Source organism: Duncaniella sp., from assembly GCF_029054785.1.
GTDB lineage: Bacteria > Bacteroidota > Bacteroidia > Bacteroidales > Muribaculaceae > Duncaniella.
Genome location: NZ_JAIDEN010000161.1, coordinates 1 through 11,849, shown reverse-complemented (window position 1 = coordinate 11,849; position 11,849 = coordinate 1). Strand labels below are relative to the sequence as shown.

Annotated in this window: 9 protein-coding genes; 1 reads left to right on the top strand and 8 read right to left on the bottom strand. The window is 51.7% G+C overall.

The features are described 5' to 3' along the window. Window positions 1-137: 137 nt before the first annotated feature. From K2H17_RS09935 to K2H17_RS09900, 8 genes are all read right to left on the bottom strand, one after another. Window positions 138-1,619 carry a TolC family protein gene (locus K2H17_RS09935; protein WP_300134291.1) on the bottom strand — a complete coding sequence of 494 codons (1,482 nt, stop codon included), beginning with the start codon at window positions 1,617-1,619 and terminating at the stop codon, window positions 138-140. Between the two features lie 22 nt (window positions 1,620-1,641). Further along, the gene (locus tag K2H17_RS09930) at window positions 1,642-2,895 is read right to left on the bottom strand and encodes an FtsX-like permease family protein (protein WP_300134289.1); all 1,254 of its coding nucleotides are present in this window, start codon (window positions 2,893-2,895) and stop codon (window positions 1,642-1,644) included. Window positions 2,896-2,917: 22 nt separating this feature from the next. Further along, a complete protein-coding gene (locus K2H17_RS09925) occupies window positions 2,918-4,207 on the bottom strand; it encodes an ABC transporter permease (protein ID WP_300134287.1) in 1,290 nt (429 codons plus the stop codon). A gap of 33 nt (window positions 4,208-4,240) precedes the next feature. Continuing rightward, the gene (locus tag K2H17_RS09920) at window positions 4,241-4,912 is read right to left on the bottom strand and encodes an ABC transporter ATP-binding protein (RefSeq protein ID WP_300134284.1); all 672 of its coding nucleotides are present in this window, start codon (window positions 4,910-4,912) and stop codon (window positions 4,241-4,243) included. Between the two features lie 59 nt (window positions 4,913-4,971). Beyond that, window positions 4,972-6,312, bottom strand: a complete 1,341-nt coding sequence (locus K2H17_RS09915) for an FtsX-like permease family protein (protein ID WP_300134281.1) — start codon at window positions 6,310-6,312, stop codon at window positions 4,972-4,974. Window positions 6,313-6,320: 8 nt separating this feature from the next. Beyond that, window positions 6,321-7,622, bottom strand: coding sequence for an ABC transporter permease (locus K2H17_RS09910; protein WP_300134278.1), 1,302 nt, complete (start codon window positions 7,620-7,622; stop codon window positions 6,321-6,323). Window positions 7,623-7,649: 27 nt separating this feature from the next. Continuing rightward, entirely contained in the window at window positions 7,650-8,900 is a 1,251-nt protein-coding gene (locus K2H17_RS09905) for an HlyD family efflux transporter periplasmic adaptor subunit (protein WP_300134275.1), read from the bottom strand. A 90-nt stretch (window positions 8,901-8,990) separates the two neighbouring features. Then, window positions 8,991-10,109, bottom strand: a complete 1,119-nt coding sequence (locus tag K2H17_RS09900) for an AI-2E family transporter (RefSeq protein ID WP_300134272.1) — start codon at window positions 10,107-10,109, stop codon at window positions 8,991-8,993. A gap of 260 nt (window positions 10,110-10,369) precedes the next feature. On the opposite strand from K2H17_RS09900, the gene K2H17_RS09895 reads away from it, so the two are divergent. Beyond that, window positions 10,370-11,701: a glycosyl hydrolase family 28 protein gene (locus K2H17_RS09895; RefSeq protein ID WP_300134269.1), complete on the top strand. Its 1,332-nt coding sequence runs from the start codon at window positions 10,370-10,372 to the stop codon at window positions 11,699-11,701. The last annotated feature ends 148 nt before the right edge of the window (window positions 11,702-11,849 follow it).

The window sequence follows — 11,849 nt, the reverse complement described above, 5'->3', positions numbered from 1 at the left end:
ACCTTAGCCTTGGTGTCTCTTTTGCTAAATTGTTGAAATTCGTCAGTCGCATAGCTCGCTATGCTCCTTTCTCATTTGCAACAATTTATCTAAAAGATACACCCCTCAGATTTTAACTCTTGTTTTTAAACAACCTCTTAGCGTCTGACAATAGCTTCAATGTCTGCGTCAATGCCTTTGTTGGACGAAAAGTCCCAGAGGGCCACGCTGCGCAGCTGATAATAGTAATTCCAATAGAGATACAGCTGATTGATGTAGGCCTGGCGGCTTTCATCTTTGCTGACCTGCGAGTCGTTCAGGTCGAGAGTGGATATTTTCCCGATCATGAAGGTCTCGACGTTCGTGTCGTAGCGCTGCCGGGCTATGGTGTCGGCCCTGAGTGAGATCTCCAGCTGTCGGCGCTGGTTATTGAAGCGCTCTACCAGGATGAAAATGTTCTGGTCGAATTCCATCTGCTCCTTGCGCAGACGGCTGCGGACAACATCGCGGTTGCTTTCGCTGACTTTGACCTTGCCGCGGCGTTTGCCCCAGTCGAGAATCGGAATCTTGAATCCAACCTCTACCACCTGATTGTCTTTCAGACGGTCGTATGCCTCGCCGAAACGCTCCGATGTGCCGGTGTAGCCGATCTGGGCGTAAAGCATTATCTCCCGCTGGTTCCCTTTGGCCTTCGCCACCTCATAGTCGGCCTCAAGCTGACGGCGGCGGATGTTTTTGGCGAAACTGTTGTTGGCGCGGGCTTTTTCAAGCACATCATCATAGGAAACAAGGGCCGATGGGATCGCGTCAGGGACCACTGGTTCCAGCGTCACATCCTCTTCGATGTCAAGAAATGCGCGCAGCTTGAACATGTTTGACTTGTAGTCGCTCTCGCAATCGGTAAGCGATGAGCGGGCGTTGAGCAGGTTGAGTTCGAGTTGCAGCAGATCGTTTTTGCTGATCTGGCCCATCTCACGCTTGGCTTTGGCCACTTCGTAGAGTTTTTCGGCGTTGGCGAGGTTCTGCTCTGCAATGGATATGTTTTCTTTTGACAGAAGCAATGAGAAATAGTAGTTTATGGCTGTCATGGCCACATTTTCCGTGGCGCTGATGAACGCCGCCTTGGCCTCGGCATAGCGCACAGGCTCTATGCGCCGGTTCCATTTGATGGTGTTTGTCGCAAAAATAGGCTGGGAGAGGGTGAGGGCTACCGGAATGGACATGAAACGATTGTAGCGTGTTCCGGTGAGCTGCTTGAGATAGTCGAGTGATGTGTTCAGCGACAGAGTGCCCCCTGTCAGCCAGATGTTCTGGTCGATGGAGATCTCGCCGTTCATCTGCATGTAGTTGTTGCGCACGAAGGAATATGAACCGTCTTCGTGCTGGTAGGGGCTGTAACTCTTGCGGTAGCTTGGCGCTGTCGCGTTGAAATTGACTTCCGGAAGCAGATCGGCGCGGTAGGTGCGATAGGTCCAGTAGGCGGTGCGCAGTTCGTTGAGCGCAACGGCAGCATCGACACTCCTTGTCCGTGCGGTCAGAATCGCCTCGTCGAGAGTGATCCGGCGCACCTCTTCCGCCATGCCTGCCGGTGCGAGACCGGCAAGCAGGCAAAAGAAAACCAATAGTCTTACTTTTTTCATATTTATATGGAAGTATCTGTATTTATTCTTCAGTGAGAGCTGTGGCCGGGGCGATCTTCATCGCTCTGTTGGCCGGGATGACGGTGCCAAAGACAATCATCAGCGCCATGAGAGCCCAGGCAATGGCCACACAGCAGAAAAATCTGAGAGGCTCGAAATAACCGCCGTGATAATAGGTGTTCAGCTCCATTTTTGTCAGCATCCAGTCAATGAGTATGGCTATGGGTGTGACAGCAAGCAGTATCAGCTCGCCTTCGCTGACAACACGGCGGAAAATGTCGCCGCGTGTGGCGCCGTTGGCTTTGCGGATGGCTATTTCAGGCACTCGCTGCTGGGTGCGGAACCAGAATGTTCCGAAAAGACCCAGGAATATGTTGAGTGCAAGGAAAGCCGCGCCGATGAAATAGTTGCGCAGGTCGGCGTCATAGTCACGCTGATGGATTTCACGGATGTCATCGAATGACTGGACCGAAGAGATGAAATAGTTGCCGGAACGTAGTGTTGTAGGAGCGTCTTTCATCAGGTTCTCAATGAAATTGAGGTCCATATTGTCTCTGACGCGGACCACCAGTTCATTCAGATAGATATAGTCATCGGGGCTGCAGGTAAATATCATCGAGTGGGCCATATCTTCGCTGTTGTAGTCATCATAACGAGCCGGGATAAAGGCGGCGGCAAGGACCAGTGTGTCATTGGTGGCATGGCTTGTAAATTCGTGGCCAATGAAGTCTTTCATGTGGTTGATGCCGTAGTGTGAAAAGGCATTGTCTGAGATCAGGAAGGATCGCGGATTGTTTCTGAGAATTTCGGCAAGTTCTTCGGGACTCTCCCCGTTGGCTCCCCGGATGCGGAACACCTTGGTGAACTCAGGCGATACGAGGCGGCGCAGGAAGTAGTAGTTGCCGGTGTTGAACGTGTCGGTCTCCATATGGTTTCCGCTGTTTGAATGGTTATAGAAATACGCATTCTGACCCATTGCCACGCATTCTATTTCCGGGCGTTTTTCCAGCAATTCAAGCATGCGGAGCAGATTGTCGCTGCGTTCGTCTTTGCTCAGCATGCCGGCATAGTCAGGACTTTTGTCGTTCAGCTCACTGTATCCTATGAGATAGCAGTGGTCTGTGTTAAATCCGCGCGGCGAGGTGACGATTGAGATGTTGGTGAAGATATAATCTGAGACGAACCACATCACCACGCTTACAATGAGCAGTTCGATGGCGAGCCACACATTGTTTTGCCATTCGTTGGCAGTCTGTCTGAATAATTTTCTTTTCATGATGTTATGTAGAAGTGGTGAATTAGTGTTTGCCTTTCAGAGCGTTGACGATGTTGATTCGTGATGCGTTCAATGCTGGGAGTCCTGAGCTGAGCAGATTGAGAAGGAAACAGAAGAGCATTGTCCAGCCGAAAGTCGACCAGTGGAACAGAATTCCGAGGCTGATGCCGGTCGATTCAATGGATGTTCCGAAGCCGGGGGCGAAGACTGTCCCTCCGAAAATCAGTCCGAAGCCGAGACTCAGAAGCAGACCGAACATGCCGGCTAAAAGCGTGATGATGAGATTTTCAAGAAAAATATCGGTCATGATTACGGAACGTCGTGCTCCGAATGCCCTGCGTACTCCTATCTCTTCCGCCCGGCGGCGCAGGCGGCTATGGGTCATACTGCTTATATTGACCGCCGGGACAAGGAGCAGTATCAGGTATGTGATGATCCGCCGACGGTAGACTCCGGGCATGTCGGGACTGACGCTGGCCCAGATGGTGTTGGCGGTGATTTCCTGTGTGTAAGGTCTCTCACGGAGTATGAATTTCCACCCGTTGATCTTTGCCTCGTCGCCGAGTTCGGCAAAAAGTCTGTCATATTCCTCCCGGATAGCCGGGACGTCAGTTTTATCGCGTGGCAGGATTGTCACGCTGAAAGGACCCATGTAGTCACACCAGCTGAAGTCTGCCGTGTTGGTCGATGTGTACGGGATCCAGGCCTGTGCATATGAGGCGGTGGCAAGATTCGATACGTCTTTGACTACACCGGCCACACGGAAAGTGACGTAATTGAGCTGAAATTCGCGTCCGACCGCATCGCTTGTCTGGAACAGACGTCGTGCTGTCGATTCCGACAGAACAGCTACCGGCAGTCCGGCCTCGAAATCTTCCTGTGTGTAAGGTTTGCCTGATATGAAAGTGAAATCCATTACTTTCCAGAATCCAGCGTCCGTTGACAGTTCTTCAGCACAAAACGGAGCTTGTCCGGGCACGGAAAACAGACTGGTTGAAGGTGTGACGGTATAGGCTGTTACAGCCTCCGGGGTCTCCATGCGGTAAAACACCTGTTTGACCAGATTGAATCCCATGCCTCCGTTTGATGAGTTGTCAATGCCCCATGAATCGTTTGTGATGGAGGCATATTTCTGCACCAGCCAGCGGTCGCGGTTGCTTTCGGGGGCGAATGAGGCTGTCTTGACTTCCTCGATCATCACGACGACCATGATCAGGAAGATGGCGAGGGCGGTGCCGATCATGCTGACGACGCTGATCACAGGTTGCTGCCTGATCGAAGCCCAGGCTTGTCTGAAATAGTTTGTTTTCATGTGTTTCGGTCAGAGTTGTTTTGAGTTGACGTCTTACTGCACCTGGCGTCCGTCGAAGAAACGGATGATTCGGTCTGTCTGTTTGGCCTGCTGTTCGTTGTGGGTCACCATCATGATTGTGCGTCCGTCTTCCTTGTTGAGACTGTGGAGCAGGTCCATCACTTCGGCGCCCATCTTGGAGTCGAGGTTACCGGTCGGTTCGTCGGCGAGTATGATTTCGGGGTTGCCGACAATGGCGCGGGCGATGGCCACGCGCTGACACTGTCCGCCGGAGAGCTGTGAGGGCATGTGGCGCATACGGTGGCTGAGTCCTACACGTTCGAGCACTTCGCGCACTCGGCGGCTGCGTTCCGACGAACTCATGGAACGGTAGATCAGCGGAAGCTCGACGTTGTCGATGACATTGAGCGAGTTGATCAGATGGAAGCTCTGGAAGACGAAGCCGAGTTTGGCGTTGCGGAAAGCGGCGAGTTTCTTGTCGCTCATTTTGCCGATGGCTGTGCCGTCGATGATGACTGTGCCGCTGGTCGGTTCGTCGAGAAGTCCGACAATGTTGAGCAGGGTCGATTTTCCGCAGCCCGAAGGGCCCATCACGCTGACAAATTCACCCTTTTCGATTGCGAGGTTCACGTTTTCGAGTGCAAGAGTCTCGATTTCGTCTGTACGGTAGATCTTATTGATTGATTTTAATTCGATTGCGTTCATGATTGTATGTTTTGGATTGATGTGGTTATTTGTTTTTATTGACTGTTGTTTTTTTGTTGTTATTCATCCCTGAGGGCGTCGATCGGTTTGATGCGGCTGATACGGCGGGCCGGGAACCAGATGCCGAGCATGACGGCAATGAGCATAATGGCATAGATGATCAGAGAGACAATGGTGAAATGAGTCCAGAAATCGTCATACCACAGCGGGATCAGTTGCTTGACGATTGTTATGTCGTAGTCCATGAATCTGATATCGGCAAGTCCGGAGTCATGGATGACAAGCCAGTATAGTCCGCATCCACAAAGCCATGCCAGAGTGACCATTATAAAGCCTTCTCCGAGCATTTCGCGGATAATGAAGCCGTGAGAGGCTCCAAACGAGCGCATCACTCCTGATTCCTCGCTGCGCTGGCGTGTCTGAAGATAGAAGGTGCCCGTCATGCAGAGTAATATGTTGATGAAGAAGAACAGGGCTATGGATTTGGCTATGAAATTGTCGTTGTTGACGTCGCGGGCCATCCGCTCGCGCAGATCGTTGTAGGGGGCGAGTGATTCACAATAGATTTCTCCGAAGCGGTAGTCTTGTTCGATTTTCGGCTTCATGTCGCGGATGAATGCGTTCATGTCCACGCCTTCTTTCAGTCTGATTACTCCGTTGAGGATGTCAATGCCTCCGCTGCGTTCCACGTCTTTATTGTTTTGTGGCTTGTAAACAATGGGTGTACGTCCGCATGATGAGCGATATATGGCATTATTGACAACTCCGACAATCATTTCACGGCCATCTTTATGCTCCTTGCCATTCTTTTCGAAAAGACTATGACCTATCGCGTTTTCCTTAGGGAAAAGAAATTCTGCGATGGATTTTGAGACTATTATCTGGCTTTTGGTCATAGCTTGCTCGGCGAAGTCTGCTTGGCCGGTCCCTGATGCGTCTTTCAGCCCGAATGTCTTGAAAAAATCTGTGCCGCGCCAGAAGTTTATATAAAAAGCGTTGACTGATGTTTTGCTTTTCTTGCCGGCACTGTCGGTGGTTACATTGGGGATAGTGTTCATCCATATACCCATTTTTTCAAATGTATATAGGCTTGCGATAGTCGCAGCTTCCACACGGCTGTCTTCACGGATCATGCCGATGATGCGCATGACGTCGGCCATCTGACTGTCGATATCACGCTTTTCATAGTCGGATGGCATGGCTTCCGGCGGTAGTTCGCGAAACTGAAATGAGACAAGCCGGTCAATGTCGTAGCCGAGCGGAGACAGACGGTTGTATTCGTTGACGATCACTTTGTCAAGCAGATCCCAGGAGACGAACACCGCGATGCAGAGTTCAAGCATTATCCAGAGATAACGTCTGCGGTGAGCGATAAGATTTCTATATATGAGTTTGAACATGGTGGAGATTATTGTTTGGAATTAAGCGAGTTGACTATCGGCCTGCGCAGTGACAGACTGGCCGGAATATAGGCGGAGAGGAGATTGAGTATAAGGCAGAACAGGAGTGCACCGACGAAAATAGCGGGAGCAAAAAGCATTTCGGCGCTGATGTCTATCGGGGCGTCGATCATCTCCCATGAGCTGACAAGCAGCTGGAGGAGCCAACGGCGGCCGAAGAATACGATTATCCAGGCTATCACGAAGCCTATGAGTCCTCCGATAAGGGTCAGAATAAAGTTTTCAAACATCACCTGTCGTATCAGATTTCCGCGGGTAGCTCCGAACGAGCGGCGGAGTCCTGTTTCAGCCATGCGCCTGTCCATCTGGCCGCCGATCATGCCGCTGATATTGATGGCCGGGACAAGCAGCAGAACAAGCAGCATGATGATCAGTGTTCTGACGGCGTTTTCCAGTGGAATCGGCTCGGCTTCATTGCCTTCGAGCAATCCTTCATAGTGAGTCTTGACTTTGGCGCTGTTGATTTTGAAACCGTCGGAATCTTTTGCGCGACTGACTTTGTCGCTGTATTCAGCCATGAAGCGTTCGCGCTGTCTGCTGTCGCTGAATTTGATATAGGCGGCAAAACTGCCGAGGTAGTCTTTCAGAGATCCGTTGTATTCGAATACTGATATTGGTGTTATAGTGTACGGTCTTATGATGTCGGCATAAGAGGTGTTGGCGACAGGGTTGCCGCGCCGGATTACTCCGACAACTTTGTGGGGGCGATAGTCAATAAGAATTTCTTTTCCGACGGCATTTTCCGCGTTGCCGAAAACTCTGTCGGCGATCGTGTTGGTGATCACTACGAAAAATGGTTTCTCGCTTTCGACTTCCATTTCGCTGAATGGTTGTCCGGCGAGGAATTCGTAATCGTAAAGTCTGAAAAAATTTCTGTCTGTCAGTTTGGAAACGACCTTGATGGAGCCGTCCTTTGTGGATATCGTTGCCCCTTCGCTTCTGTTGGGAACGATGATGCTGCAATATTCTATGTTTTCTGAACTGGCTATGAATTCGTCGATGAATTTTTTGCTTACAAGACTGCCATGTGTGCTGGACGTGCTGTCGTTGCGTATCTGAATGTAGGCTGAATAGCTTGTGGTGTCGCGGTTGTATTCCGGATAGAGAGGCGCGAGGTTGACATAGTAGATAATCGCATAGACCATCGTGAAGGCTACGGCAAAGGCCACGCCGCCGATATAGAGGGCTGTGAAGCCCGGATTGGCCCGCGATTCGCGCCACAACTGACTGAGTGATGAACGGATCTGCATGGTGTATGAAAGAAAATGAAATGTTGGTTATTTTACTTTTACTGACGAGGCGTTGATGAAGCGTTTCATGTCGCTGACCACTACGCGGTCGCCGTCATTCAGCCCGTCGATAACCTCCACGAATTCAAAGTTGCTGTCGCCGAGGCGGACGGTGCGGCGCTCCAGTTTGTTGTCTCCGTTGAAGACAAACAGCTCATAGGTGCCTGGGCCGGTGTAATAAGTGCCGTTTTTAATGCGGCGGACATCTTCCATCACGTCACACATTATATAGACGTCGGTCTTCAGGCCTGATCGCAGGCGGCTGTTGGCATCGTCGTCGAGGCGGATGTTGAATGAGATGACCCCGTTGCGGGAGAGGGGAGTGACATTGCTGACGGTGCCGCTCATGCGTTCGTTGCGTCCGATGCGCACCACGGCTTTGGAGCCTACACGGGTGCGGTCTCCGTAGGCATCCGCTATCTCGCCGTCGATCTTGAAATGGCTGAGATCGGAAATGATGGCGATTTTCTCGCCCTCGGAGACTTTCTGGCCGATCTGGTCGTTGATGAATGTCAGTGTGGCTTTGCGCGGTGCCTTGATCCGGGCGTCGTTGAGCGTGCGGCTCATTTCACCGAGATTTTTGCGGGCTATGTTGATGTCGAGGTTCTTGACATTGAGTCCGGCGTCGGTGACTTTGTGCTCGTTGGATAATTGCTGACGCATCTGTTCGAGTTCGAGGCGCCCGGTGTTGTAGGCAAGCTCGGCCTGACGGACGCGGTCGCCGGTGCCTGAGCCGAGGCTGTCGAGGTAGCGCTCGTTGCGCAGCTCGACTTCAAGGCGGTTGACGGTCATCTCTTTTACCTTGACCTGCATTGTCAGATCACTGACGCGTGTGCTGTTGTTGACCTTCTGCTGTTCAAGCTCGTAGTTTTTGATCTCGATCTGGTCTTTGAGCTTGTTGAGTTCTGTCTCGGTGCTTTGCAGGTCGAGGCGCAGCAGCGGAGTGTCAACATCGACGCTGTCTCCGGCCTTGCAGTAGACCTCCATGATCCGGCTGTTGATCGGTGAGTTGATGATTTCCTCGAATGCGGGGACAACACTTCCGCTGCCGGTGACTGTTGTCTCGATGGTGCCGGTGTCGACGGTCGCTATCATCAGATCCTCGCGGCTGACGCTCGCGCGGCTGACAATGAAGAGCGAGGCGAGTCCGGCGGCAAGTACACCACCACCTATTATATAGGGGAGAAGTTTGCGGCGCCGTGCGCTGTTGCGTTCCTGTTTGCTTAGTTCTCTATCCATTGTGAAGTTTGCGGTTTATTTTCGCAGTAATAATACTGCATTAACCGTGCCAAACTCACAAGTGGCTGATTTGCAGGAGTGATTGGTTTTCTAAGGTGTCCGATTTCGGACATTTTCGTCCGCTGTCCGTGTGTCCGGCGTACATTTGGACGGGTGGATCACGTATTCTTCATAGTAGGCGAGGAGCAGAGTGGTCAGCGGCAGGGCTATGATCATGCCGATCAGCCCCAGGAGGGTCCCCCAGACAGAGAGCGAGAGCAGAATGATGGCCGGATTCAGCCCCATTGCCTTACCCATGATCTTGGGTGTCAGAATGTAGTCACAGGTACACTGGCAGATGACATAGACCAACAGACATTTGCCGAATTCGCTCCAAAAACCGACGTCGCCGTTCATCGAGACAATCAGGCAGACGAAGGCCACGGGGATGATGGTGATATACTGGAAGTAGGGGATCATGTAAAGGATTCCGACCAGAAGTCCGAGCACTATGGCCATCGGGATTCCGACGATTGAAAAGCCGATGCAATAGAACACCGCCGCGCAGAGGGCGAGAAGTGCCTGTCCGCGGAAATAGCGGTTCATGCTGTTTTTGATGTCATTGCTGATGCGGTTGGCAATCGGACGGTATTTCGGCGGGACGAGCACATTGAAGCCGTGCATGATCTGGCGGTAGTCGAGCAGAATGAAGATCACATAGATGAACGTCAGGAACCATTCAAGAGTATGGATCAGAAATCCGATCGAGGCCGAGATCACGCTTGTCCCCTTGCTGAGGATTGATTCGAGGTGCTGTCCTTCGATGAGGCGGACCATTGTGTCGTCGTCAAAGTAGGATGCGAGATAGTCATGGACCTCTTTGGGGATGAATGGCAGCGTTTTGTTGTGGGCGGAGTAGTCGCGTATGATTGAGGCCATGTCGTGGATCTCTTTGAGCACCGACGGGAGGAAGAAATAGACAAGACCGCCGATGACGAGGGTGACTTCCGCGAGCGTCAGGAATATCGCGATGATCCGCCAGCGGAGATGAAGTCGCCGGAGATTGAATTCGACCAGCGGCTCAAGGATATAGGAGATCAGGCAGGCCAGACAGAAGGGGAGCAGCACATTGCTCAGTATGTTGACGAGCCGGAAAGCAGCCGCAATGATGGCGATGCCGATCAGGATGCGGATGACTCGGTCGAAGGTGAATGGTCGTGACTGTGACATGACGAAGCCGGATGCGAAAAATGGAGTATTATAATGTGTACTTATCTTGTGTACATTGTGTACTTATCTTAATAAAGGCTTACACAGACAAAAAGTTTTTCGTAAATTTGCAAAATATATGACTGATTCTGACTTTATGCAGTCAGTCCGGCCCGGACAGCAGGCGATATGCCCCGTCTGCCATTCGGCCCAAGAAGACCGTCTGTCGGTCATCGCGTTTCAGTTAGCATCATCTACACTTAATCAAAATACCGGAATCAATGAAACTTAAATCCAAAGTCCTGACTCTCTCTCTGTTACTGGCTGCCGGGCTTTCGGCCCACGCGGAGTTCAAGCAATTTCCCGACGGTAGCGCCGTCCCCGCATGGTTCAACAATGCTGAACAGCCCTCACTCAAAAAACTCGGTAAGCAGTATCTCATCACCGAGCATGGTGTTGCGAATGACAGCACTCTCATTCAGACCGAGCGCATTCAGGCAGTGATCGACCTTGCAGCTTCCAACGGCGGCGGTGTGGTTGTTGTCCCTGAGGGTACTTTCCTGACCGGCTCTCTCTTTTTCAGGCCATCGACCCATCTGCACCTTCTCAAAGGCGGCAAACTCAAGGGCAGCGATGCCATCACCCACTATGAGATTGTCAAGACCCGCCTCGAAGGCCAGACTCTCGACTATTTCGCAGCTCTCATCAACGCCGACAAGTGTGACGGCTTCACCATCAGCGGCGAGGGTACGATCGACGGCAACGGCCATCGCTTCTATGACGAATTCTGGCTCCGACGCAAGGTCAACAAGAAGTGTACCAACCTGGAGGCTCTGCGTCCGCGCATGGTCTATATCTCCAATTCAAAGGATGTGACCGTAGGCGGTGTCCGCATGGTCAACTCAGGTTTCTGGACCAACCACCTCTACAACTGCGAGCGTGTGAAGTATCTCGGCGTAACTATCCTTGCTCCCACCGACGGCTATCCGAAAGGTCCCAGCACCGATGCCATCGACATGGACGTCTGCAATGACGTGCTCATCAGCGAATGCTATATGAATGTCAACGATGACGGTGTCTGCCTCAAAGGCGGCAAGGGTACCTATGTCGATACCATCGCAGGCAATGGCCCTGTCACAAATGTGATCATCGACCGCTGCACATTCGGCAAGACCAATGCCGGTGTGACTTTCGGCAGCGAGGCCTGGGACTGCTCCAATGTCATCATGAAAGACTGCAAGTTTGACGGCACCTATCATGTGCTTCTCTTCAAGATGCGTCCCGACACTCCGCAGCAGTATCGCAACGTGTTGATCGACGGCGCTACCGGACGTGTGCGCACCGCTCTTGAAGTCCAGACCTGGAAGCAGTTCTTCAACAAGGTTGAGCGTGATCCGATGCCCGCATCAGGAGTCGACAACGTTGTCTTCCGCAACGGACATCTTGAATGCTACCGCGACTTTTACCGTCAGGGCCAGGGCGATTTCTACACCCTCAAAAACTTCACCTTCCGTGACATCTGGGCCACAGACCCCGCCGGCGGCGCTTTTGACACCTCCGCAATCGAAAACTGCATCATCGAAAACGTCACCCTCAACGACGTGAAGAGATAAGTATTGTAAATAATATAGACCAATGGGAATTCACAAACTCATGCAAATTTTGTGAATTCCCATTGTTTTATTTAACGTGAGTTCGACATAAGTAATCAGAACAACGTCAGTTGCTTGTCAGCGACAAATTCCAAAGAGATAGACGGTT